The sequence below is a fragment of the Dactylosporangium sp. NPDC049140 genome (assembly GCF_040648435.1).
Genome location: NZ_JBEZDS010000004.1, coordinates 170460 through 193618 on the forward strand (window position 1 = coordinate 170460; position 23159 = coordinate 193618).

Consider the following 23159-nt stretch of genomic DNA (forward strand, 5'->3'; position numbering starts at 1 on the left):
CCATAAGCGCTTCGCGATACGAATAGTCGACGCATAACGAACATTACGGGGCACTGTCTTCTGGATCGGCCAGCCGGTGAGCCGGGGCCTCCCCGGCCTGCTGGCGGTCGCCGCGGGCCGGGTCTTCGCCGTGCACGACTACTCCGGCATCGTCGCCCTGCGCACCCGACCCGCGCTCACGCCGGCGTCGAGCGGCGGCCCGTCTCCGCGCGCACGGGGCTCGCCCGGCTGCTTTTGATCAGGGCCTGCAGGCACACCGCGGCCGTCGGGGACAGGTCCGTGGCGGCCAGGTCGTCGGCCAGGATGCCCGCGTCGCCGAGGTCGTGGCGGCCCGCGAGGACCGTGAGCTCCACGTGCGGGGCGCGGCCCGTCACGTCGGGCAGGGTGCCGTGCCAGTGGTGGTGCAGGCGTTCGGCGTATTCGATGCCGGCCTCCTCGGCCAGGGCGCGCCGCGCGGCCTCCTCCGCCAGGCCGCGGCGTGCGAAGGCGTTGTCGCCGGGGTCGACGGGCTGGACGGCCGCGACCGGCGGCGCCCACTGGCCCGGCTCGAAGGCGGCGCTGCGGGAGCGGCGGCGCAGCAGCACCGCGCCCGCCGGGTCGACCAGCAGGGCCATCGCCAGCCGTAGCGGCGGGGCGGCCGGGTCGGGCGCCGGCCGGTGGCCCAGGCCCGTGAGGACGCGGTGGCGCAGGATCGCGTGCTGGCCGCGGCAGCGTGACGGCGGGCCCTCGGGCGGTACGACGACGGTGCCCGGGCCGACGAGCTCGCCGGGCCGGAACTGATCACGGGTCAGGTCGAGCTCGGTGCCGTCGGGGAGGCGGTTCCAGTAGTGGTGGCGGGCCTGGGCCCCGCCGGCCGTGACCCGACCGAGGAGCAGGTCGCCGCCGAGGACCTCGCGCACGACCAGCGCGGTCGCGCCGCACTGCCCGCGGGACGGGTTGCCGGGGTGCCAGTCGGCGAGGTCGGACGGGTCGCATGTCTCGGGACCCCAGGAGCGCAGCAGGAGGGGGAGCAACATGGCCGCATCATGCCGGAGGGGTACGACAAAAACGCATCGCCGCTGGTCAACGCCCTGGCAACGGGGATAAGTCGCCGGTCAGGGTATAAATCCGAAATGTCGGTCATGGGGGGGCGGACATTTCGGCAGCCTAAGTGGTTTAATGAGTTGCCTAATGGGTTTAGGGAGTCGTACCGTTGACCCTGTGCAACCAGTCACCGAACCCGGCCTCCGCGCCGCCTTCGTCAACTGTTCCAAGGGCGAGGCGCAGCGCGCCCACGTCCCGCGCGACCTCGCCGAGCGGCCGTGGGACGACCTCGACTTCCTGGGCTGGCGCGACCCGGGCACCCTCGACCGCTCCTACCTCGCGGCCGAGCACGGCGGGCGCCTGATCGCGCTGTCGCTGCGGGTGGCGCAGCAGCAGCGGCGGTTCATGTCGCGCAACATGTGCTCGCTGTGCCTCACCGTGCACCCCGGCAACGGCGTGTCGCTCATGACCGGGCGCCGCACGGGCAAGGCCGGGCGCAACGGCGACTCGGTCGGCGTGTACCTGTGCTCCGACCTCGGCTGCTCGCTGTACGTCCGCGGGCTGCGCAAGCCGAACATCGGCGGGCGGCTGGACGAGACGCTCACCGTCGCCGAGCAGGTCGACCGGCTCAACGGCAAGCTCGCGGCCTTCCTGAACCGGATCGCCGAGGCGGCTGAGTAGATCCACAGGTTTCCTCAGCCTGGTCACAACGGGCGGGGGGAGCCTGAGCAGTATGGCGATCGGGGAAGCATCGAACATCGTGCGCTGGTACGCGTACGCGGGCTGCCTGGCGGTCGTGCCCTTCGTCGTGGCCGGTTTCCGGCTGCCCTGGTACGGCACGGCTGTGGTGCTCGGCGCGGCGCTGGCCGCGTGGGCACTGCTGCTGACCCTGGTCCGGCCCACCGCGGCGGCGGTTCCGCTGCCGGTGGTGTGGGTCGCGGCCGGGCTGCTCACGGTGTACGGCACGGGCGCGCTCCTGCTCCACGGCACGGTGAGCGCGGGGGCGGTCGCGGCCGGCGGCTACGGCTGGGCCCTGCTGGTCGCGGCGCTGTCGCACCAGCGCCGCCTCCGGGCCGCGACCCGCACGACGGCGGCCCGCGGCATGGCGACCCGCGCGAGCGCGTGAGGCGTCAACCAGTCAGGACCGGTACAAGGCAACGGTGCGCGACGCCGCCTCGGCGAGCATCGCGCGCAGCTCGGCCGGCGCCAGCACCTCGGCGTCGGGGCCGAGCGCGAGCATCTGGGTGTACGCGACCGCGACCGACTCGACCGGAAGCTCGACGGTGACCCAGCCGTCGGCGTCCGGCGGGCCGGCGCCGTCGGACGCGTCCCGGTACGCGACCGCCTCCACCGCGAACCGCAGCATCCGCCGGCCGTGCGGGCTCAGCCGCAGCGTCACCGTCGCGGTCAGTACGCCCCGCTCGAACTCGGCCGCGCGTTCCGCCCAGAACGCGGGCAGGTCGAACGCGTCGTCGCGGCCGAAGTGCTCCTCGGTGACCGTGGCGGACCGGATCCGGTCCACGCGGTAGGTGCGCGGGGTGGCGTCGGCGCGGCCCACGAGGTACCAGACCCCGTTCTTGAGGACGAGCCCGAGCGGCGCCACGGTGCGGGTCACCTCGCCCTTGCGCCCGGCGTAGGTGAGCGCGACGACGCGGTCCTCCCAGACGGCCCGGGCGAGCCCGGCCAGCCCGGGCGGCGGCTCGGCGTCGCGGAACCAGCCGGGCGCGTCGAGGTGGAAGCGCTGCCGGGCGCGGGCCGAGGCCTCCCGCAGCGGGTCGGGCAGCGCCGCGGCCACCTTCAGCTGCGCCGTCGTGAGCGCCTCGCCGAGCCCCATGTCGCGGGCCGGCCCCGGCAGCCCGGACAGGAACAGCGCCTCGGCCTCGGCGCGGCTGAGGCCGTTGAGCCGGGTGCGGTACCCGTCCAGCAGCCGGTACCCGCCCGCCCGGCCCTGCTCGGCGTAGACGGGCACGCCCGCGGCCGACAGGGCCAGGATGTCGCGGTAGATCGTGCGCTCGGAGACCTCGAGCTGCCCGGCGAGCTCGGCCGCCGTGCGCGGGCCGCCGGACTGCAGCAGCAGCACCAGCGAGATGAGCCGGGAGACGCGCACCGGCTAACGGTAGTCCTCGGGCCGGGTGAAGCCGCCCTGCTCGTACCGCCAGAAGTCGGGCGCGCTGCCGTCGGCGTCGGTGAGGCCGTACTCCCGGGCCAGGTCCGCGCTGGACAGCGACGCCCCGTTGAAGCGCGCCTTCTGAGGGTCGAAGGCCAGCGCCGCGACGCCGCGCCCGACGTACACCGGCGACTCCGACATCGCGAAGTGCTCGTCCTTGGCGATGCCGTCGCGCCAGGCCGGCTCGGTGACGCCGAAGTGCTCGAGCATGAGCTCGGAGCGCAGGAAGCCGGGCGTGACCGACACCGCGGTGCCGCCGACCGGCTTCAGCTCCTCCGACAGCGCGAACGCCATCCGGTTCACCGAGGCCTTGGCCAGGTCGTAGAAGAAGGAGACACGGTACCGCCGGTGGTTGTACTCGGCCGTGCCGTCGGTCATCTCCACGACGAGCCCGCCCGGGTGGCGCACGAGCAGCGGCAGCGCGGCGTGGCTGGTGATGATGTGGGTGTCGACGGCCAGGCGCAGCAGCCGCTGCCCGCGCTCGAGGTCGTCCTCCCACAGCCTCTTGTCCCACGCGAACATGCCCTCGGCGCCCCAGATGTCGTTGACGAGCACGTCGAGCCGGCCGTGCTCGGCGTCGATGCGCGCCACGACGGCACGGACCTGGGCGGGGTCGAGGTGGTCGGCGGGGATCGCGATGCCCGTGCCGCCCGCGGCGGTGACGAGGTCGGCGGTGTCCTCGATCGTCTCCGGCCGCCCGTACTCCGACTGCCGGGAGCGCGTGGTGCGCCCGGTGCAGTAGACGGTGGCGCCGAGCGCGCCGAGCTGGACGGCGATCTGCCGCCCGGCGCCGCGGGTGGCCCCGGCGACGAGTGCGATGCGGTTCGTGGTCATGCCCTCAACGTTGCAGAAAACCCTGACAAGGTACGTCGGGTTTTCTGCGACACTTCCAACTCGTGCTGACCGTCACCTCCGCGGCCGATGCCGCGCCCGCGCTGCCCTGGCTCCTGCGCGACCCGGTGCGCAACACCGTGCCGGGCGCCGTCCTGTCCGGTGGGCCGCTGCCGGCGGCGACCCGGCTGCTGCTGGCCCGCGACGGCGGCGGCGACGTGCACGGCGTCGCGTTCCTGGCGCCCGGCCGCGCCTGGTTCGTGGCCTCCGGCTCGCCCGCCGGGGCGGCCGCGATCGGCGCGCACCTGCGCGATGCCGGCCCGCTGCGGGCCGACGGGCTCGACGAGGACGTGGAAGCATTTCGCGGCGGCGGTACCGTCGTGACGCGCACCCGCCTGTACGCGCTCGGCGAGCTGGTCCCGCCCCGCGGGGTGCCCGGCGAGCTGTCGCCCGTGACCGCGGCGGATCGCGACGTCGCCGTCGCCTGGGTGCGCGAGTTCGGCCAGGAGGCCGGCACCGGCGGCGAGGGCGCCGAGGCCGCCGTCGACAAGCGGCTCGCGGTGCCGGGCCGGTGCTGGTTCTGGCGCGTCGGCGGCGAGCCGGTGTCGTTCCTGTGGCTGACCGTGCCGTTCGGCGGGGTGGTGCGCCTGAGCGCCGTGTGCACCCCGCGGGAGCTGCGCGGGCGCGGATACGCCTCCGCGTGCGTCGCCGCCGCCTCCGCACACGCCCTGGCCGGCGGCGCGCGGCGGTGCGTGCTCTACACCGACCTGACCAACCCGCTGTCGAACCGCATCTACACGCGGCTGGGCTACGAGCCGGTGGCCGACGGCGGCATCCGCTCGTTCGAGTGAGCAGGCTATATTTGCACACATGGATCTGCTCCGGCGGCGGTTGCGCGAGGCCGGGATGCCCGTCGCGGCCGTGACCGCGACGACCGGCGGGGTCGTCGCGCGCGGGGGCGTGGTCCGGTTCGCGGACGGCTCGTCGCTGTTCGCCAAGACCCTGCCCGACCCGGTGCCCGGCCTGTTCGAGACCGAGGCCGACGGCCTGCGAGCGCTGCGGGATCTGGGCGGAGCGACGGTGCCCGACGTGTACGCGGTCACGCCCGCCCTGCTGATCCTGGCCCGCCTGTTCCCGCGCCCGGCCGCGGACGCGTTCTGGGAGCGCCTCGGCCGGATGCTGGCCGCCCTGCACCTGTCCACCCGCGACGCCGCCGCGGGCCGGTTCGGCTGGCACCGCGACGGCTTCCTGGGCCGGATGCGCCAGGAGAACGGCTGGGACGTCGACGGGCACCGCTTCTTCGCCGAGCGCCGCGTGCTGCGCTGGCTGGCCGAGCCGGAGGTGGAGGCCGCGCTGAGCCCCGCCGACCGGGCCGCCGTGGAGCGCTGCTGCGCCGCCCTGCCCGAGCTCGTCCCGGTGTCGGCGCCGGTGCTGACCCACGGCGACCTGTGGACCGAGAACGTGCTGGCCACCGCCGACGGGGCCCCGGCGGTCATCGATCCTGCGGTATCCTTCGGATGGGCCGAGAACGACCTGGCGATGCTGTGGTGCTCGCCGCGGCCGCCGGAGTCGGGGCGGTGCTTCGACGCCTACGAGGAGCTGGCCCCGCCCCCGCCCGGCTGGCGCGACCGCATGCGCCTGCTGTACGTCCGTGAGCTGCTGAGCACCATCGCCCACGGCGACGACACCTGGGGCGCCGCGGCCATGCTGCGCGAAATCACCGCACCGTTCCGGACCTCGCTCCGCAGCTAGCGAGCCGCCGGGCCGTCCAGAAGAGAGAAACCCCGGTTTCGCCTGAGGGAAGCCCCGCGGCCGCCGCTGAGCAGAAGGCCTCGGCCGCCCAAAGGAAGGCCCGCGGCCGCCGCTGAACAGAAGGCCTCGGCCGCCCAAAGGAAGGCCCGCGGCCGCCGCTGAACAGAAGCCCACGCCCGTCGGTCAGCACAGCCCTCGGCCGCGCTGAACAGAGGCCCTCGCCCGCCGGTGAACGGACGTCCCGCGGCCACTACTCCGTGGCGGCCGGCCGGCCCCCGAAGCGCCACGGCCGGACGGAAACCTCCCGCGCCGCGAACCCGGTAAGCATCGCGCCCGCGGCAACGTCATCCGGCGCCTGCACGCACGCCGCGACCCCGACCGCCGCCCCGTCCTCGCCCGCCGCCCTGTCCCCGCCCAGCGCTCTGTCCCCGCCCAGCGTCCCGTCCCCGACCGCCCGCAGCCGCCCGAGCACGATGAGCCCGTCCTGGTCCCGGTCGATCCCCCCGGCGTCGCCGTCCCCCAGCGCCACCACGAGAAACCGCGGCCCCTCCGGCCCCCGGAAGTCCCACATCGACCGCCCGAGCAGGTCCTCGAATCGGTACACCTCCATCGCCGCGTACACGCCGGCCCGCCAGTTCGGCTCCAGCTCCCCGAACTCGCGCGCCGCCGCGTCCGAGGGCAGGTCGACGACGTGCAGGCTCCCCGTGGCGGTCTCGCCGTCGACGGTCAGCGTCGGCCCCCGCGCGTGCAGCCGCCCCGCGAAGCCGTCCATGTACGCCCAGTGCGCCTCGATCAGCTCGTCCCGCAGCGCGGCGGAGCCGGGCCGGTCGATGCAGTACACGAAGTAGAACATGGCCTCCAAGGCTAAGCTCGACGTTTATGGAACGGAGCCCCGCCCAGCCCGCGATCGTCATCGACCTCGACGACGATCCGGGCGCGGCCGGGCGCGGCACCCCCGCCCGGGCCGCGGCGCGCCCGGGCCGGCCGACCATGGGCCGCCGCACGCCCGCGGTCCGGGTCCTGGTCATGCTCGCGCTGGCGCTCGCCGTCGGGCTGCCCCCGGGCGCGACGCCGAGCCTGGTCAGCGCGGGCCGGACGGTCCCCCTCCCCAGCTTCTGCACCGGCACCCCGATCCCCGGGGGCCGGCTGAACATCGTGCAGGACGACACGTTCGTCCTGCTGGACGCGATCACCGGCACCGTCATCAACAGCGGCCGGTGCCCGCACGGGACCGGCACCCGCACCAACGACGCCAACTGAGCCGGCGCCGGTCACCCGCCGGGCCACTCGCCGAGCAGGTGTAGGCGGATCAGGGCGGCGTGCGAGAGCGGCTTGGACAGGTCGGCGACGTCGTCGTTGGTGGTGTAGTCGAGCAGGGTGAGCGGGCCCGCGGTGGCCAGCCGGCGCAGCTGGGCGAGCTCGGCCGACAGGTGGTGGTCGAGGACGTGGCGGTAGGCCGGGAGGTAGATGCGCCGCCGGGCGGTTTCGTAGTCCAGCAGGCCGGAGCCGTCGAGGCCGGCGCGGTGGCCGAGGACGCGGCCGTAGCGGCGCTCGGTGCGTTTGAGGCCGGTCATGCGGGTCGCCTGCAGCAGGGTGCGGTCCACGCCGGTCGACTCGAAGACCTTCAGCGCCTGCCAGATCGCTTCGACGGAGGTGCCGGTCACGCCCGGGCTCAACGGGACCGGGATGCCGCCGTGGGGGTAGAACGGGCTGAACCTGACCCAGGGGTGCGGGCCGCGCGAGGTGACGTCGACGACGGTGGCGGTGGCCGCGGCGGCGGTGCGGCGACCGTGGTGCACGACCCGGATCTGCATACCCGCATCCTGCCCGAGGGGTACGACATTTTCCCGGCGCCGGCCAGCGCGTGGACGGCGGGCAGTTTTCGGTGTGCGTGTGGTGGGTACGCCGTGGACGCGACGAAGGAGGAAGATGTGCCGCAGCACGATATGCGCCTGCAGTTCTCGCTCGAACTGCCCCGTGACGCCGCCCTGGTCCGCGACGCGCGCCGGACCCTCGACGGGGCCCTCGCCGGCGCCGGCGTGACCCAGGAGTGCCGCGACGACATCCGGCTCGCCCTCACCGAGGCGTGCGGAAACGTCGTGTCCCACGCCAGTCTCGCCAGCGACTACCACATCGAGGTGTCGGTGGACGGCGGCGAATGCGTGATCGAGGTCACCGACGACGGGGGCGGGTTCGACCTGGCCCGGGTTCCGGCGGTCGAGCTCGTGGAGCCCGCCGCCGAGCCGCAGGGGCTCAAGGAGAGCGGCCGCGGCCTGCACGTGCTCGCCGCCGTGGTCGAGCGCCTCGACGTGGTCTCCGTCCAGGACACGGGGACGCTGGTGCGCTTCAGCAAACACCTCGAGTGGGACCCGTCCGGACGAGAGTAATCCGCCGTTCGGACGTATGCTTTGCCCGGAAGTACGGATAGTGCACATACACATGACAGCAGCCACGCCCAGGATGGGGCGTACGGAGAAGGGGCGGGACGCCGATGCAGGTCACCTCGACGGTCGAGGGGTCGCGCGCCGTGGTCACGGCGAGCGGCGAGCTGGATGTCGCCACCGCCCCGGAGCTGCGCGCCTACCTGCACAAGGTGGTCGACGACGGTGCGACGACGCTGATCGTCGACCTCAGTGACGTCGGGTTCCTCGACTCCACGACGCTCGGCGTGCTCATCAGCGTGCACAAGCGCCTCGCGGAGGCCGGCGGCGTCGTCGAGCTCGTCATCCCGCACGCGCGGCTGCTGCGCATCTTCCAGATCACGGGCCTCGACCGGGTGTTCACGATCCACAGCTCACTCACCGGTGCCGCCGCCCAGTAGCCCCCCGGCCGGCCGGACCGGCAGGCCGTAGGCGGCGTTGAGCACCTGCATCGCCGCCCCGGCCGCGATCACGTCGCCGCCCAGCGCCGACACGGACACCGACACCGTGAGCCAGTCGGCGCGGGGCACCTCATGACGTACCGCCGAAGCCACCGCATCCACGTAGACCTCGCGGTGGCGCAGCAGGTCGGCGCCGGCCAGCACCACGTGCCCGACGTCGGTGATCTGCAACAGGTTGACCACCCCGACCGCCAGCAGCCGCGCCGCCCGGGGCACGTCCCCGGCGGCGACGGCCGCGTCGTGCAGCACCTCCAGGCAGCCGTGCCGCCCGCACACGCACCGCGGGCCGTCGACCTGCATGACCGCGTGCCCGAACTCGCCCGCGTTCGTGTGCGCCCCGCGATAGGCGGCCCCGCCCAGCCACAGGCCGGCCCCGATGCCGGACTCGACCATGATGAGGACCCCGTCGCGGAAGTCGCGGCCGCGCCGCCAGGCCTCCGCCGTCACGCCCGCGGTCACGTCCTTGTCCAGGTGTACCGGCAGGCCGAGGCGCCGGGTCGCGACCTCCCGCAGCGGCACGTCGTGCCAGTGCCGGAGCCGGTGGGCGTCGCGCACGATCCCGTTGGCGTGGTCGAGCGGCCCGACCATGCCGAGCCCGAGCCCGGCGATGCGCGCCGGGTCGGCGGGCCGGTCCCGCAGCAGCTCCGTGCGTGCGGAGTCCACGGCGTCGAGCAGCTCGCCGGGCGTGAAGTCGTCCGGCAGCGGCGCCCGGGCCCCGGCCACCACCGTGCCGAGCAGGTCGGTGAGGACCAGCCGGACGCGGGTTCGGGCGACGTGCGCGCCGATCGCGTACCGGCTCGCGGCCACGATCCGGTAGATGGTCGCCGGCTTGCCGACCCCGCGGCGGCGCACTCCGGCCGGCTCGATCAGCCCGTCGCCGGCCAGCCGGGCCAGCACCTTCGACACCGCCTGCGGGGTGAGACCGGTCGCGGCGGCGATCGAGGCGCGGTCGAACTCGGGCGTCGTGCGGGCGAGGCCGACGACGAGCGCGTCGTTGTAGCCGCGCAGGTAGCCGAGGCCGGCGCCGGGCGTGTCCATGACCACAGTCTATAACGCAACACTGTTGCTAAACTGTCGCGCATGGACGACCTCACCGCGGTGCGCCGCTGGACCGCGCTGACGGCCCTGTCCCTGGGCGGCTTCGGCATCGGCCTGACCGAGTTCGTGGCCATGGGTCTGCTGCCCGACATCTCCCAGGACCTCCTGCCGCGGTTGTACGCCGACTCGCCCGCCCGGGCCGTGGCGCACGGGGGCTGGATGATCACCGCGTACGCGCTGGGCGTGGTCGTCGGCGCGCCCACGATCGCGGCCCTGACCGCGCGGCTGCCCCGCAAGACGCTTGTCGTCGGGCTGCTGGGGCTCTTCACCGCCGGTACCGTCGCATCGGCTCTTGCTCCTGGTTTCGGACTGGTGCTGGTCGCGCGGTTCGTGGCCGCCCTGCCCCACGGCGCCTACTTCGGCGCGGCCGGGCTCGTCGCGGCGGCCATCCTCGGCCCGGGCAGCCAGGCGAAGGGCTTCGCCGCGGTGCTCGGCGGCCTCACCGCCGCGAACGTCTTCGGCGTCCCGCTCATCACGCGGCTGGGCCAGGCCGCGGGCTGGCGGACGGCGTACCTCGCGATCGCCGCGATGTTCGCCCTGACCCTGGTCTTCGTCGCGCTCACCGTGCCGCACCAGCCCGCCGACCCGGCCGGCTCGCCGCGCGCCGAGCTGCGGGCGTTCCGCAAGCCGCAGGTGTGGCTCGTCGCGGTCACCGCGGCCGTGGGCTTCGGCGGGTTCTTCGCCATCGACAGCTACATCGCGCCGGTGACCACGCACGTGTCCGGGCTCGGGACGGGCGCGGTGCCGTGGGTGCTCGTCGCCGTCGGCCTGGGCATGACGGTCGGCAACGCGCTCGGCGGCTGGGCCTCGGACCGCAACCTGCGCCGCAGCCTGCTGATCGGGTTCGTCGTCTTCATCGTGAGCATGGCGGTGTTCGCGGTGCTCGCCCACAACCGGTACACGCTGTTCGCCGGCGCCTTCCTCATCGGCGCGGCCGGGCTGTTCCTCGGTCCGGCGCTGCAGTCGCGGCTCATCGGGGTGGCGCCGGGCGCGCAGCTCATGGGGGCGGCGGTCAACCAGTCGGCGATGAACGTCGCCAACAGTCTCGGTGCGGCCCTGGGCGGGCTGGTCATCGCGGCCGGCTGGGGGTACGTCGCGCCGAGCTGGGTGGGCGTGGGGCTGGGCGTGCTCGGGCTCGGGCTGGCGGTGGTGAGCTTCCGGCTGGAGCGGCGCGTGGCCGTGGAGGAGCCCGCGGGCGTACTTCAGCCGGCTCGGTAGCGGACCCGCTGGGTGGGCCGGAACGGGCCGAGGACCAGGCCCCGGGCCGCGCCGCCGCGCACCGCGAACTGGGTGCCGGCCCGCATCGAGACGCCGTAGATACGCACCGGGCGGCGGACCTCGTACAGCGGCGAGAACGGCGGCTCGAAGTAGCACGTGTCGCCGGCCGCCGGCACGTGGTACCACAGGTCGCCCGTCTGCAGGCACGTGTCGATCTGCGCCTGGATCGCCAGGGTCGCGGCCGGGTTGGGGTCCGTGCGCCACATCTCGTCGAGCGCGAGCCGGGCGTGCGGGTCCTGCTTCCAGCGCGACAGCGTGGCCCGGTCGGTCATGCACCACACGTCGAACCGCGGCCCGGCCAGCAGCGCGGGCATCGCGGCGAGCTGCCCGACCCGGAACCACAGCTCGAGGGCGCGCTTGAGGTTCTGCTCGATGAGCTCGTGCAGGCCCGCGTGGTGGCGCCCGGTACGCAGCCCGGCCGCGTAGTCAACGGCCGCCGACGCCGCCGCGGTGTCCTGGCGCAGCCGGTTGACGGCGGACTCGTACTGCGGCGGCACCCCGGTCTTCACCAGCGCGTGCAGGGCCACCTCGACGTGCTCGCGCACCGGCGCCACCGCGGCCTGCAGCGCCGTCAGGTGCTCGGGCGGGCACGTGGCCACCTCCGCCCACGCCGGCAGGGGCGCGGGCAGCACCGTGTGCATCGCGATGTCGTACTCCGGGTTGGCCCGCGCCTGCCGGGCCCGCGACACCCAGTCGCCGACCGCGTGCAGCCAGGCGGCCGCCTGGTCGTAGGTGACGGGCGGCACGTAGCCGGCGGTGCCCGGCCGCGCCGCGTAGTCGGTGTCCAGGAACGTCTCGCCGAGGGTCTGCAGCACGAACGCGTTCCACGCGGCCAGCAGCTGGCTCGTCGCCGCCGGGGGCGCGTTCCAGAGGCTCGGCAGCTGTTCGCGCAGCGTGTCGGCGGCGAGGATCTCGTCGTACGCCGCCCGCCCGGCCGCGCGCAGGGCCTCCAGGTAGACCGTGTCCCGCTCGCCGGCCAGCCCCGCGCGAAGGCGCGTCAGGAAACCGGGTAACTGGGGATCGGACACCACCACAAGGTAACGCCCGGTGGCCACCTCAGCTCGCGCGTGCGGAGGTGGCGTCCACCTCCGTGAGCTCGCCCATGTCGACCCCGGCCTGCGACAACAGCTCCGCGACCCGCCCGATCGTCAAAAAGTCGACGGTGTTGTCGCGATGGATCAGCCGGTACCACCGCGAGCCGCTCGGATGCCGCACGACCTCGACGCGCCAGTCGCCGCCGGGCGTCTGCATCGCGCCGATGACCTTCACGCAGCGAGGCTACTTCGCCCCCTGACCTGCACAAAGGCAAGATCGGTAAGTACATCGGTGTAATTCGGGGCGGGGCGGCTCAGGTGGGTTCGGCCGGGCGCATCGGCACGATCAGGTAGCGCAGGCCCGACGCGGGCGTGGTCACTTCGGTGGCGCGCAGGGCCGGCTGGATGTGCAGGGTCACCGTCTCGCCCGGGAAGGCGTGCAGGGCGTCGGCGAGCAGCCGGGCCTGGTAGGCGCGCGTGGCCCGGCCGGCTCGTAGGGCGGCCTTGACGGTCTCCTCCGACTCGCCGCGCAGCGGGTCGGCCGCCCGGACCAGGACCGCGCCCTCGACGGTCTGCAGCGTCAGGCGGCCGTGCTCCCCGGCGTAGGCGGCGGCGCGCTCGACCGCGGCGGCCAGCGTGCCGGCCTCGAGCTCCACCACGCACTCGGGGGTCACGTCGAGGAGGCGGTCGAACTGGGCGTCGGGGTACGCGTCGCCCAGGGTCGGGGTGACGGCTGAGCCCCCGGGCCAGGACAGGGCGAACCGGTCGCCGCTCGCGTGCAGGCCCACGGACTCGGCCCGGCCGAGGACCGGGGCGATGCGGGCAAGGAGGGCGGCCGGCACCAGCGCCTCGAACGGGGCGCCGACGGCCGGGACCGTGGCGGCGGCGAGGCGGTAGCGGTCGGTGGCGAGCAGGGTCAGGGCCTCGCCGGTGGCGCGGATCCGCACGCCGGTGAAGATGGGCAGGGCATGCTCGCGCGAGGCGGCCCCGGCGACGGCGGCCGCCGCGGCCCGCAGCGACGGCCCGTCGACGCGAACCGCCTCGGGCGGCAGCGACGCGGCCGGGAACCAGGCATCGGCGACCCGCGAGGTGGGCCCGGACGGCGGTGACAAGGCGCCCGCTGGGGACCCGGCGCCGGCCGGGGACCCGGCTTCGGCGAGGATCGGCAGCGCGAAACGGGCGCCGGGCACCGTCACCGCCAGCCGGGCGCCCTCCACCGCCAGCCGGGCCTCGGGCGACGGCAGCCCGCCCACCGTGTCGGCCAGGCCGCGCCGGGAGACCAGCGCGCGGCCCGGCGTGTGCACGGTTGCGGCAACGTCGAGGCGCACGGTCAGCGAGCCGTCGGTGGCCGTCAGCGTCAGCCCGGCCTCCCCGCCGTCGAGCAGGACCGCGGCGTGGACCGGCTGCGGCGAGCGGGCCGTGAGCAGCCGCACGGCCAAGGCGGCGGCGTCGGCGAGGGCCCGGGCCGCGACGGTCACGTCAAGGAAGCTCATGCCCGCACCTTAGCGACGGGGTACGACAAAAAATCGGCTACCGGAAGGCCCGCAGGCGCAGCGAGTTGGCCACCACGAAGACCGACGACAGGGCCATCGCCGCGCCCGCCAGCATGGGGTTGAGCAGGCCGAGCGCGGCGACCGGCAGGCCCACGACGTTGTACGCGAACGCCCAGAAGAGGTTGCCGCGAATGGTCGCCAGGGTCGCCCGCGCGAGGCGGATGGCGTCGACGGCGGCGAGCAGGTCCGGGCGTACCAGGGTCAGGTCCGCCGCCTCGATCGCCGCGTCGGCGCCCGTGCCCATCGCGAGCCCGAGATCGGCCTGGGCGAGGGCGGCGGCGTCGTTGACCCCGTCGCCGGCCATGGCCACGACGCGCCCGCGGGCCTGCAGGTCGCGTACCGCGGCGACCTTGCCCTCCGGCAGCACCCCGGCGATGACCTCGTCGATGCCGACCTCGGCGGCGACGGACCGGGCCACCTCGGGCGAGTCGCCGGTGAGCAGGACGGGGGTAAGGCCGAGGGACCGCAGCCGGCGTACCGCCTCCGCGCTCGTCGGCTTCACGGCGTCGGCGACCCGCAGCGAGCCCCGCACGGCGCCGTCCCACGCGACGAGGATGCCGTCGGCGTCGGCGTCGAGGCCGTGGGAACGCAGCAGCCCGGCGCGGCCCACGAGGACGGTGCGGCCCTCGACGGTCCCCTGGACCCCGAGGCCGGGGGCGTTGCGGAACCCGGTGACCTCCGGCAGTACCGACGCATCGGCCGCGGCCCGGGCCACCGCCCGCGCGACCGGGTGCTCCGACGCGTGCTCCACGGCGCCGGCCAGCCGCAGCACCTCGGCCGCGTCCTCGCCCGGGCGGGGCTCGACGGCCAGCAGCGTGAGGCGGCCGGTGGTGACGGTGCCGGTCTTGTCCAGCACGATCGTGTCGACCCGCCGGGTCTGCTCCAGGATCTCGGGGCCCTTGATGAGCACGCCGAGCTGGGCGCCGCGGCCGGTGCCGACGAGCAGCGCGGTCGGCGTGGCCAGGCCCAGGGCGCACGGGCAGGCGATGATGAGCACGGCGACGGCGGCGGTGAACGCGGCCGTGGTACCGCCGCCGGTGCCCAGCCGGAAGCCGAGCGTGGCCACGGCGAGGGCGATCACGACCGGGACGAACACGCCGGAGATGCGGTCGGCGAGGCGCTGGACGGCGGCCTTGCCGCTCTGCGCCTTGCGGACCAGCTCGGCCATGCGGGCGAGCTGGGTGTCGGCGCCGATGCGGGTGGCGCGCACGACGAGCCGGCCGCCGGCGTTGACGGTCGCGCCGGTGACGGCGTCCCCGGGGCCGACCTCGACCGGCACGGACTCGCCGGTGAGCAGGCTCGCGTCGACCGCGGAGCTGCCCTCCTCGACGACGCCGTCGGTGGCGATCTTCTCGCCGGGCCGGACCACGAACCGGTCGCCGACCCGCAGCTGCCCGGCGGGCACCCGGTGCTCGGCACCGTCGCGCAGCACCGCCGCGTCCTTGGCCCCGAGCTCGAGCACCATGCGCAGCGCGGACCCGGCACGGCGCTTGGCGCGGGCCTCGAAGTAGCGCCCGGCCAGCAGGAACAGGGTCACGCCGGCGGCGGCCTCGAGGTAGATGTCGCCGCTGCCGTCGGTGCGTTCGATCGCGAACGTGAACGGGTGCGTCATGCCGGGCTCGCCGGCCGAGCCGAGGAAGAGCGCCCACAGCGACCAGCCGAACGCGGCCAGGGTACCGACGGAGACCAGGGTGTCCATGGTGGCGGCCGCGTGCCGCAGGTTGACGAACGCGGCCCGGTGGAACGGCCAGCCGCCGTAGACGACGACGGGCGCGGCGAGCGTCAGGGAGGCCCACTGCCAGTAGGTGAACTGCCACGCGGGCACCATCGCCAGCAGGATCACGGGCACGGCGAGCACGGCGGTGACGAGCAGGCGGGTGCGCAGGTCGTCCGTCGGGTCCGGGGTTTCGACGACCGCCGCCGCCGTGTATCCGGTCTTCTCCACGGTCGCCACGAGGTCGGCCGGCGTCAGCGGGTCCGGGTACCGCACGCTCGCCGTCTCGGTCGCGTAGTTGACGGACGCGACGACCCCGTCCAGGCGGTTGAGCTTCTTCTCGATCCGGGTGGCGCAGGAGGCGCAGGTCATGCCGCCGATGGACAGCTCGATGTCGTGTACCGCGCTCATGTCGCCTCCGCGGTGAACTCGGCGGTGTGCACGGACCCGCCGTGCTGGAAGTCCAGGTAGAGCCGGTACCGCCCGGCCGAGGGCACCTCCGCGGTGAACCGGACCTCGGGGCCGGCCGGGCCCGTCTCCGGGTGGACGTGCAGGTAGGCGAGGTCGCCGGAGCGCAGCGCGACCAGGTGGCCGTAGGCGCCCAGGTACGGCTCCAGGTCGCTCACCGGCACCCCGGCGCGCTCGACGCGCAGGGCGAGCGGGGAGGCGGCCCCGGCGCGCAGGTCGCCCTTGAGCGTGACCGTGTACCCGTCGACGCTCGCGGTCCGGGCGGGCGCCGGCAGCGGGGCCGGCCGGTAGTCGCCGGGCGCGTCGATGTCGGCGCCGAGCGTGAGGCCCTCGGCGCGGCCGGCCGGCACGAAGTCGGCGAACGCCCGGTACGGCCCGGCGCCGGTGACCCGCACCGGAGCGCTCCACACCCCGCTCGCGTCGCGGACCGGGTGCAGGTGCTGGAAGCCGCCCAGGTCGCGGCGGACTACGATGAGGTGCAGCTCCTTGCCGTGCGCGGTGGTGTACGCGGTGACGGGCCGGCCGTCGGGGCCGTCGATGCGGAACCGGAGCTCGTCGCCGAAATCCAGCGGCACCAGCGAGTACCCCGCCGCGCTGATCTGCAGCCCGGCCGGGAGATGCTCGCCCATGTCCGCGTGCGCCGGGGCGGGCGGGGGCGCCACGGGCCCGGCCAGGTGACCGGCGCCGAGGGCGACCGCGAAGACGCCCGCCAGCCCGGCGGCGTACGCGCCGAGCCGTGCCGGCGCACTCAGGGTGGGCATGCTCAGGCCGCCACCGCGTAGCCGGCCTCGTCGACGGCGTCACGTACCGCCGCCGGGTCGAGCGGGCCGGCGCTGGTCACGGTCACGGCGCCGGTCGGCAGGTCGATCGCCACGGCGGAGACGCCGTCGAGGTGCCGCAGCTCCTCGGTCACCGCCTGCACGCAGTGCGAGCAGGTCATACCGGTCACGGTGTAGGTCGTCTGCATCGGGCGCTCCCTCGTCATTGTTACCCCCTGGGGGTACCTTCAAGGCTACGCCACGATAAACCCCAGGGGGGTATCCGCGTCAAGCGACGTACGTCACGCGTACGGCCGGTAGACCGCTCAGACGGCGCCCCGGTACCGCCCGGGCGCGGTACCGAAGCGGCGCTTGAACGCGGCCGCGAAGGCGAACTCGGAGGCGTACCCGACCCGCCGGGCCACGGCCCGCAGCGGCGCGTCGGACTCGCGCAGGAGGCGTGCGGCCAGCGTCAGGCGCCACCAGGTGACGTACGCCAGCGGCGGCTGCCCGGTGAGCTCGGCGAAGCGCCGCGCGAACGGTGCCCGCGACAGGCCGGCCAGCTGCGCGAGGGCCGCGACCGTCCACGGGCGCTCGGGGCCGGCGTGGATGGCGTCCAGGGCGGCGCGCACGGCCGGGTCGGTGAGCGCGGCCGGCTCGCCGTGCTCGGCGGACCAGGCGCGGAGGGTGTGCAGGAACAGCAGGTCGACGAGGGCGGTGACGCCGATGCTTGCGGCGTCCCCGCCGTCTTCCAGCTCGGCCGCCAGCAGTTCGATGAGGGTGCGGACGGCCCGGCTCCCGGTCCGGTGGATCAGATCGGGGACGGTGCGCAGGAGTGGATGCGTGCGAAGGTCAGTGAGCTCGTAGGCGGCGCAGAGGACGAGAGTTTCACCCCCCGAATCGGATATTTCACGATTTGTCGGCATCTCGCAGGGCTGCAGCGGTGTCCGCGGGTCGTCGGCCAGGGCGTGGCCGCGGCCGTCGGTCAGCAGCACCACGTCCCCGGCCCGCAGGCGGATCGGGTCGCCGTCCGGGATCAGCCAGCACTCGCCGCGCACCACGACCTGGAGGCCGACGGCGCCCGGGACCGCGGCGAAGCGCTGCCCCCACGGCGCCGCCCACGACTGCGCCGCCGCGACCGGGCGGCCGGTGCGCATCGCGGTCACCGCGTCGCTGAGTACGTCCATCGAGACGCGATCGTATGCGTCCGGGACGCGTACGCATGGGCGCGGCCCGCTCCCGCTCGTAGGTTCACAGGCATGAAGGCGATACGGATCCACACGTACGGGGACGCGTCGGTGCTGCGGCTGGACGACGTGCCGGTGCCCATCCCGGGCGACGGGCAGGTGCTGGTCGAGGTCGCGGGGACCTCGTTCAACCCCTCCGAGGTCGGGCTGCGCAACGGGTGGCTCCGCGGGGTGGTCGAGCTCTCCCTGCCGTACACCCTGGGCTGGGATCTTGCGGGAACCGTCGCGAGTGCCGGCGGCGGGCTCACCCCCGGCGACCGGGTGCTCGGGCGCGTCGACGGGGGCGCGGCCGCCGGGTTCGCGGTGGCCGACCCGGCGCTGCTCGTGCCGGCCCCGGCCGCCGTGCCGCTCGCCCACGCGGCCGCGCTGCCCGTCGCGGGCGTGACCGCGTGGCAGGCGGTGGTCGAGCACGCGCGGGTCGCGGCCGGGCAGACGGTGTTCGTCAACGGGGCCGGCGGCGGGATCGGCGGCTTCGCGGTCCAGCTGGCCCGGCGCGCGGGGGCGCACGTGACCGCGACGGCGAGCCCGCGCAGCGCCGCGGCGGTACGCGCGCTCGGGGCCGACGTCGTGCACGACTACGCGCGGGGGCTGCCCGCCGGCCCCTTCGACGTCGTGCTCCACCTGGTGCCCGGCGGCGCCGGCGTGCCCGGACTCGTCCGGCCCGGCGGGGTCCTGGTCTCGGTCACCGACCGGTTCCCGCCGCCGGCCGTGCACTTCGTGGTGCGCAACGACCCCGGCGACCTCGCCGCGCTGGTACGGCTCGTGGACGCGGGCGAGCTGCGGCTGGACATCGCGGCGGTGCGCACCCTGGCCGAACTCCCGGACGTGCACCGCGCCGCGGAGGCGGGCCGGCTGCGCGGCAAGACGATCGTCACCGGTTGAGCCGGGGCCGCAGCAGCGCGGCCACGTCGAGGGCGCGGCTCGCCGGGGACCGGGGATCGCCGGGTTTCCAGTTCTCGGCCGTCCACACGTCGCAGAGCACGGCCTTGACGAAGCCCCACGCGACCAGCCGGTCCGGCGGCTGTCCCAGCAGTTCGGCGAGCCGCTCGAGGCGGCCCGGCACCAGGGCGAGCAGCGCCGGGTCGCGGTCGGCGGGCTCGGGGTTGAAGAGCCAGGAGCCGATCTCGTACCCGGGGTCGCCGGTCAATCCGTGCGGGTCGATCGCCAGCCAGGGCGCCCGCCCCGCCGACAGCACGTTGTCGTGGTGCAGGTCGCCGTGCAGCAGCACCCGCGACGGCGCCGACGCGCACAGCTCGCGCATGAGACCGGCCGCGGTGGCGACGAACGCGCGGGGGAGCGGGTCGTCGCCCGGGAAACGGGCCAGGTGCCGGTCGAACGCGCGCACCTGGCCGAGCACGTCGGGCAGCAGGGGTTCGGCCGTGTCGTGCGGAACGGGCACGTGCAGCTCGCGCATCACGCCGGCGACGGCCGCGGTCGCCTCGGCGTCCGGCACGTCCCGGGCCCGCACGCCCGGCTCGGCCCGCTCCAGCAGCAGGGCCCCGCGCCCGGGGTCGGCCCGCAGCAGCCGTACCGCCCCCCGCCCCCCGAACGCCGCCAGCGCCCGCGACTCCTCCGCGAGCGAGTCCCCGCCCGGCACCCCGAGCTTGAGCACGACGGGCTCGCCCGCGGCGGTGGTGGCCGCGGCGACGAAGTGGAACGTGAGGTCGTACGGCGCGCCGACGGCCAGCCCCCACCCGGCGGCGACCTCGCCGAGGGTCGCGGGCAGCGTATCGAGCCAGCGGGCCCCGGCCTCGCCCCAAACGGCGGTGACGTTCCGCCGGAATACCGACATGCCGCCCATCCTGTCAGGCGTGCGTCAGTCACGACCCTCGGGCGGGTTCGGCCCCCATCATGGGCCCATGTTCGGACGCTTCCGGCAGCAGCCCGGCGACCTCGGCGGCCCGCCCGACCTGTTCGCGCTGCCCCCCGTGCCCGTCGGCGACCCGCAGGGGCTGGCCGCCGTGCCGGTCGACCTGCTCGGCGCGTACCTGCGCCACCCCGTCGAGTCGATCGGCCCCCTGGACCCGCTGGGCCCCGAGGCGACCGGCTTCCTGGGCAACGCCATCCGCAAGGGTCTGCGCGAACGCGGCGCCGGCGCCCCCGAGCCCGTGCCCGGCCTGCACGAGGCGCGGATGCGCGCCCAGGGCATGAGCGAGGAGCAGATCGAGCAGCTCCGGGCGACCCAGGCCGGGCAGCACCCGCCGGCCGGCTGGACGGTGCGGTTCACCGGCGACACCTACGCGTCGGTGCTCCCGCAGCCGCACGGCGTCGACGGCACCGCGTTCCGGAGCATGCGGCAGCGGTACCGCCGGCAGCCCCCCGCGCCCGGCGTCCTACCGGTGCCGGGCACCCCGTACGAGTCCTACCACGACGGAGGCGCCCTGACCGCGGGCGGCCGCGCGCACGACGTCGCCGTGCAGTCGCCGGGCCTGCACGCCCGGCACTTCGTCGAGATCCTCGCCGGCCTGGCCGCGGTGACGCTCCGGGTTCTGGGCAGCTGAGCCTCAGGGGCTTGCCGGGGCCGTTCCCTGATGCGGCTGGGGTCCACGCACGCCGATGCTGGTGGTACACCAATCGTGATGGGAGAACGACAATGGACAGCGTGTACGGCTCGATGCGCCGGCAGGGTCTCGTCCGGCCGATGCACGGCCGGCTCCTCGGCGGCGTGTGCGCGGGCCTCGGGCAGCGCTTCGGCCTGGACCCGTGGATGGCGCGCCTGCTCTTCGTCCTGGTCCTGCTGATCATCCCCGGCAGCCAGATCCTGATCTACCCGATCCTGTGGCTCCTGATGCCGTCCGAGGCCTGATCGCCTGGCTACCCTTCGCGGGTGGATGATCGCGACTTCGGACCGGCCGGCCCCTACGAGATCGGCTCGTCGACGTGGCCGGGTCTGGCCAAACTGGCGGAGGAGGCCGGCGAGCTCGTACAGATCCTGGCGAAGCTCGTCGGCGCCTCGGGCCGCGACACCTACTACGACGGTACCGATCTGCGGGCGCGCCTGGTCGAGGAGTGCGGCGACCTGCTCGCGGCCGTCACGTTCTTCACCGAGACGAACGCGCTGGGGCCGGCGGTGGACGCCCGCGCCCGGGCCAAACTGGAGCTGTTCCGCCGCTGGCACGCGGAGGGCTGATCTTCGCGGGCTTCTTCGAAAGCGAAAAGTCCGACATCCAGGACGCGATCGAAAAGTCCGACACTTCGTGATCGGACTTTTCGCATTTATCGCCGGACAGGGTATAAATCCGAAAAGTCGGGGCGCGGAGCGCCCGACTTTTCGCGCCAAATGGTGCGCCCGGCCCGCAGGGGAGCGAGCCGGGCGCCTTGTACAAAAGACCTCAGCAGCCGATGCGCGAAGCGCCGACCGCCACGTCGTCGTACCACAGCGTGTCCGAACCGTCGCCGTAGGCCTCCCAGCCCAGGCGCAGGTCGGTCACCTGCGGCTTCCACGAGCGTGCCAGCCACTGCTGGTCGATGTCCGCCGTCGGCGTGCCGTCCACGGTCAGGCCGGGCACGGCCGTCCCGTCGAGCCACGTCGACAGCGTGCCGCGCCCGTCGACCATGAACTCCACGCAGTTCCAGGAGTTCGTCGGCAGCGGCTTGGACGTGGCCACGCCGGCCGGGCTCTGGGCCGGCAGGGTGGCGTCGTCCGACTCGCGGTTCCACTGCAGGGCGCCGTTCTGCCCGCCCATGCGCAGGTCCTTGCCGCCGTCGCCGTTGTCCTTCAGCGCCGCGAACGCGACGTGCTGGGCCGGCAGGGCGGTGGTGTGGCGCACGTAGAACCGGCCGTACCACACCGACCCGAGGCCGCTGAGGTCCTTGGTCGGCTTCACCAGGACGTGGTTGCAGTACCCGGCCGCGCCGTTGATGCGCACCGACTTGCCCCCGCTGTGGGCGACGGACGAGTCGACGGTGGCGGTGCCGGAGCCCTGGCAGTTGGCGAACGACGTGGTCCAGTCGCCGGACACGGCGGTGCCGGTCTGGTTCTCGAACCCGTCGCAGAACGCGGCCCCGGTGCAGCCGGCCGGCGTGCCGCCGCCCGGGCTGGTGCTCGGGGTCGGACCCATCGAGCGCGAGGGCGAGACCGACGCGGTCGGTGAGGTCGGGCTGCCGCCGTTGGCGGCGCAGGACAGCGTGGGGGCGGTACCCGCGTTGCCGTTGCCGAGCATGCCGAAGTTGGTACTGCCGCCGGCCGGGACGGTGCCGTTCCAGGCCACGTTCGCGGCGGTCACCGCCGTGCCGGACTGGGTGACGGTGGCGTTCCAGCCCTGGGCGACGGTCTGGCCCCCGGTGTAGTTCCAGCCGACCTTCCAGGAGGAGATCGGGGCCGAGCCCGGGTTGGTGACCTTCACGTCGGCCTGGAAGCCGCCCTGCCAGCTGCTGGTGATCGAGTACGTCGCCGTGCAGCCCGCGTTGCCCCCGTTGCCGGGGGGCGAGGAGGACGCCCCCGGGCTCGACGGGCTCGACGGGGGCCTCGAGGTCGGACCACTGGAGGTGGGGCCGCCCGTGGAGCCGCCGGTGCCGTCGCCGACGCCGGTGACCTGGCCGTTGCCGCCGTCGAAGGTGACGTCGGAGCAGCCGTAGAACGTCTCCGTGCTGTCCGAGCGGGACCAGACCGAGTAGATGATGTGCCGGCCCGACTTGGCCGTCGGCAGCCTGCCGCTCCAGTAGTAGTGCCCGTCAGTGGTACCGGGCGATCCGACCTGTGGCGGGTTGGTCGCCTGCAGGAACGGGGTCGACTCGAGGTCGTTCCAGGTGATCTGCCTGCTCGGGTCGAAGCCGTCCTTGGTGACGTACAGCGAGAACGTGCCCGGGTGGGCCGCCCAGTTGCTGTAGTCGAACTCCATCGTCGCGCCCGCCGTCAGGTGCGTCAGCGGCCAGTCGGTGCGGACCAGGTCGAAGCCCGAGAAGTCGTACACCTTGGCGTCGGCGCTGCACAGCTTCCCGTCGGGGATGAAGCCGGACATGCGCCCGGCCCCGTCGGAGCGCAGCATCGCGAACCAGTTGTACAGCGCGTTCGGGCCCATCTGCGCAACGGCGGCGGCGCAGGCCGGGTTCTTCGGCTGGATCGCTCCGGTGGTGCTGAGCCCGTCCTTCCAGCACAGGTACTGACGGCTGCCCGGCTGCATCAGCGCGCCGTGCGCGGAGGCCGGGGCCGCGAACACCGCGACCGACCCGGTTCCGGCCAGGACCGCGGCAAACCACAGCGCGAGCCTTCTTCGTCGGTTCATGCCCAACCTTCCATCCCATCGAGGGCAATCCATTTACCGGATTGAAGGTCGGTGAGCAGCGAAGTGACAATTCCGAAACACGTTTCGTGCGTGGGTGCTGGCAAATGCGATGAAAGATTCATCACGGGAC

27 protein-coding genes are annotated in these 23159 nt (G+C 74.5%); 12 read left to right on the plus strand and 15 right to left on the minus strand.

The features are described from left to right. Positions 1-176 precede the first annotated feature (176 nt). Positions 177-1016, minus strand: a complete 840-nt coding sequence (locus AB0B76_RS09655) for an NUDIX domain-containing protein (RefSeq protein ID WP_360372186.1) — start codon at positions 1014-1016, stop codon at positions 177-179. Positions 1017-1200: 184 nt separating this feature from the next. Here AB0B76_RS09655 and AB0B76_RS09660 point away from each other — a divergent pair, with 184 nt between their 5' ends. After that, the gene (locus tag AB0B76_RS09660) at positions 1201-1704 is read left to right on the plus strand and encodes an FBP domain-containing protein (RefSeq protein ID WP_360372189.1); all 504 of its coding nucleotides are present in this window, start codon (positions 1201-1203) and stop codon (positions 1702-1704) included. A gap of 52 nt (positions 1705-1756) precedes the next feature. Further along, on the plus strand, positions 1757-2149 hold the full coding sequence (locus AB0B76_RS09665; protein ID WP_360372192.1) for a hypothetical protein: 393 nt from the start codon (positions 1757-1759) through the stop codon (positions 2147-2149). Between the two features lie 12 nt (positions 2150-2161). On the opposite strand, the gene AB0B76_RS09670 is transcribed toward AB0B76_RS09665, so the two are convergent. Beyond that, positions 2162-3130 (minus strand): YafY family protein, encoded by a 969-nt coding sequence (locus tag AB0B76_RS09670; protein WP_360372195.1) that lies wholly within the window; start codon positions 3128-3130, stop codon positions 2162-2164. A gap of 3 nt (positions 3131-3133) precedes the next feature. Further along, entirely contained in the window at positions 3134-4024 is an 891-nt protein-coding gene (locus AB0B76_RS09675; RefSeq protein WP_360372198.1) for an SDR family oxidoreductase, read from the minus strand. A gap of 62 nt (positions 4025-4086) precedes the next feature. Here AB0B76_RS09675 and AB0B76_RS09680 point away from each other — a divergent pair, with 62 nt between their 5' ends. Beyond that, a complete protein-coding gene (locus AB0B76_RS09680) occupies positions 4087-4872 on the plus strand; it encodes a GNAT family N-acetyltransferase (protein ID WP_360372201.1) in 786 nt (261 codons plus the stop codon). 19 nt (positions 4873-4891) lie between these two features. Next, positions 4892-5773, plus strand: a complete 882-nt coding sequence (locus tag AB0B76_RS09685; protein ID WP_360372204.1) for a fructosamine kinase family protein — start codon at positions 4892-4894, stop codon at positions 5771-5773. 250 nt (positions 5774-6023) lie between these two features. Here AB0B76_RS09685 and AB0B76_RS09690 read toward each other — a convergent pair whose 3' ends face one another. Further along, complete coding sequence (locus AB0B76_RS09690) at positions 6024-6626, minus strand: YciI family protein (protein WP_360372207.1); 603 nt, start codon at positions 6624-6626, stop codon at positions 6024-6026. Positions 6627-6652: 26 nt separating this feature from the next. Between AB0B76_RS09690 and AB0B76_RS09695 the strand changes: the two genes are divergently transcribed. Next, positions 6653-7033 carry a hypothetical protein gene (locus tag AB0B76_RS09695; RefSeq protein ID WP_360372210.1) on the plus strand — a complete coding sequence of 127 codons (381 nt, stop codon included), beginning with the start codon at positions 6653-6655 and terminating at the stop codon, positions 7031-7033. 11 nt (positions 7034-7044) lie between these two features. On the opposite strand, the gene AB0B76_RS09700 is transcribed toward AB0B76_RS09695, so the two are convergent. Beyond that, positions 7045-7587 carry a hypothetical protein gene (locus AB0B76_RS09700; protein ID WP_360372213.1) on the minus strand — a complete coding sequence of 181 codons (543 nt, stop codon included), beginning with the start codon at positions 7585-7587 and terminating at the stop codon, positions 7045-7047. A 117-nt stretch (positions 7588-7704) separates the two neighbouring features. Here AB0B76_RS09700 and AB0B76_RS09705 point away from each other — a divergent pair, with 117 nt between their 5' ends. Together AB0B76_RS09705 and AB0B76_RS09710 are read left to right on the plus strand one after the other, a co-directional pair. Next, positions 7705-8160, plus strand: coding sequence for an ATP-binding protein (locus AB0B76_RS09705; protein WP_360372215.1), 456 nt, complete (start codon positions 7705-7707; stop codon positions 8158-8160). 104 nt (positions 8161-8264) lie between these two features. After that, complete coding sequence (locus AB0B76_RS09710; protein WP_360372218.1) at positions 8265-8594, plus strand: STAS domain-containing protein; 330 nt, start codon at positions 8265-8267, stop codon at positions 8592-8594. Here the strand turns inward: AB0B76_RS09710 and AB0B76_RS09715 are convergent. Further along, positions 8568-9692 (minus strand): ROK family transcriptional regulator, encoded by a 1125-nt coding sequence (locus AB0B76_RS09715; RefSeq protein ID WP_360372221.1) that lies wholly within the window; start codon positions 9690-9692, stop codon positions 8568-8570. The genes AB0B76_RS09710 and AB0B76_RS09715 overlap by 27 nt on opposite strands. Before the next feature lie 42 nt (positions 9693-9734). On the opposite strand from AB0B76_RS09715, the gene AB0B76_RS09720 reads away from it, so the two are divergent. Then, positions 9735-10970: an MFS transporter gene (locus tag AB0B76_RS09720; protein ID WP_360372224.1), complete on the plus strand. Its 1236-nt coding sequence runs from the start codon at positions 9735-9737 to the stop codon at positions 10968-10970. Here the strand turns inward: AB0B76_RS09720 and AB0B76_RS09725 are convergent. From AB0B76_RS09725 to AB0B76_RS09755, 7 genes are all read right to left on the minus strand, one after another. Next, positions 10955-12058, minus strand: a complete 1104-nt coding sequence (locus AB0B76_RS09725; RefSeq protein ID WP_360372227.1) for a hypothetical protein — start codon at positions 12056-12058, stop codon at positions 10955-10957. The two genes, AB0B76_RS09720 and AB0B76_RS09725, sit on opposite strands and share 16 nt — an antisense overlap. Before the next feature lie 28 nt (positions 12059-12086). After that, complete coding sequence (locus tag AB0B76_RS09730; RefSeq protein WP_360372230.1) at positions 12087-12299, minus strand: hypothetical protein; 213 nt, start codon at positions 12297-12299, stop codon at positions 12087-12089. Positions 12300-12378: 79 nt separating this feature from the next. Then, the gene (locus tag AB0B76_RS09735) at positions 12379-13557 is read right to left on the minus strand and encodes a DNA polymerase III subunit beta (protein WP_360372233.1); all 1179 of its coding nucleotides are present in this window, start codon (positions 13555-13557) and stop codon (positions 12379-12381) included. A gap of 37 nt (positions 13558-13594) precedes the next feature. Further along, on the minus strand, positions 13595-15742 hold the full coding sequence (locus AB0B76_RS09740) for a heavy metal translocating P-type ATPase (RefSeq protein WP_360372236.1): 2148 nt from the start codon (positions 15740-15742) through the stop codon (positions 13595-13597). Continuing rightward, positions 15739-16560: a hypothetical protein gene (locus AB0B76_RS09745; RefSeq protein WP_360372239.1), complete on the minus strand. Its 822-nt coding sequence runs from the start codon at positions 16558-16560 to the stop codon at positions 15739-15741. Before AB0B76_RS09745 ends, AB0B76_RS09740 begins: the two co-directional genes overlap by 4 nt. 2 nt (positions 16561-16562) lie before the next feature. After that, the gene (locus tag AB0B76_RS09750; RefSeq protein ID WP_360372242.1) at positions 16563-16766 is read right to left on the minus strand and encodes a heavy-metal-associated domain-containing protein; all 204 of its coding nucleotides are present in this window, start codon (positions 16764-16766) and stop codon (positions 16563-16565) included. A gap of 117 nt (positions 16767-16883) precedes the next feature. Continuing rightward, positions 16884-17744 (minus strand): AraC family transcriptional regulator, encoded by an 861-nt coding sequence (locus AB0B76_RS09755; RefSeq protein WP_360372245.1) that lies wholly within the window; start codon positions 17742-17744, stop codon positions 16884-16886. A gap of 72 nt (positions 17745-17816) precedes the next feature. On the opposite strand from AB0B76_RS09755, the gene AB0B76_RS09760 reads away from it, so the two are divergent. Continuing rightward, complete coding sequence (locus tag AB0B76_RS09760) at positions 17817-18686, plus strand: NADP-dependent oxidoreductase (RefSeq protein ID WP_360372248.1); 870 nt, start codon at positions 17817-17819, stop codon at positions 18684-18686. Here AB0B76_RS09760 and AB0B76_RS09765 read toward each other — a convergent pair. Further along, positions 18676-19596: an aminoglycoside phosphotransferase family protein gene (locus tag AB0B76_RS09765; RefSeq protein WP_360372251.1), complete on the minus strand. Its 921-nt coding sequence runs from the start codon at positions 19594-19596 to the stop codon at positions 18676-18678. The two genes, AB0B76_RS09760 and AB0B76_RS09765, sit on opposite strands and share 11 nt — an antisense overlap. A gap of 67 nt (positions 19597-19663) precedes the next feature. Here AB0B76_RS09765 and AB0B76_RS09770 point away from each other — a divergent pair, with 67 nt between their 5' ends. From AB0B76_RS09770 to AB0B76_RS09780, 3 genes are all read left to right on the plus strand, one after another. Further along, positions 19664-20305, plus strand: a complete 642-nt coding sequence (locus tag AB0B76_RS09770; protein WP_360372254.1) for a hypothetical protein — start codon at positions 19664-19666, stop codon at positions 20303-20305. A 92-nt stretch (positions 20306-20397) separates the two neighbouring features. Further along, a complete protein-coding gene (locus tag AB0B76_RS09775; protein ID WP_360372257.1) occupies positions 20398-20610 on the plus strand; it encodes a PspC domain-containing protein in 213 nt (70 codons plus the stop codon). A 21-nt stretch (positions 20611-20631) separates the two neighbouring features. Continuing rightward, on the plus strand, positions 20632-20934 hold the full coding sequence (locus AB0B76_RS09780; protein WP_360372260.1) for a hypothetical protein: 303 nt from the start codon (positions 20632-20634) through the stop codon (positions 20932-20934). Positions 20935-21136: 202 nt separating this feature from the next. Here AB0B76_RS09780 and AB0B76_RS09785 read toward each other — a convergent pair whose 3' ends face one another. Next, positions 21137-23029, minus strand: a complete 1893-nt coding sequence (locus tag AB0B76_RS09785) for a lytic polysaccharide monooxygenase (RefSeq protein WP_360372263.1) — start codon at positions 23027-23029, stop codon at positions 21137-21139. Between the last annotated feature and the right edge of the window lie 130 nt (positions 23030-23159).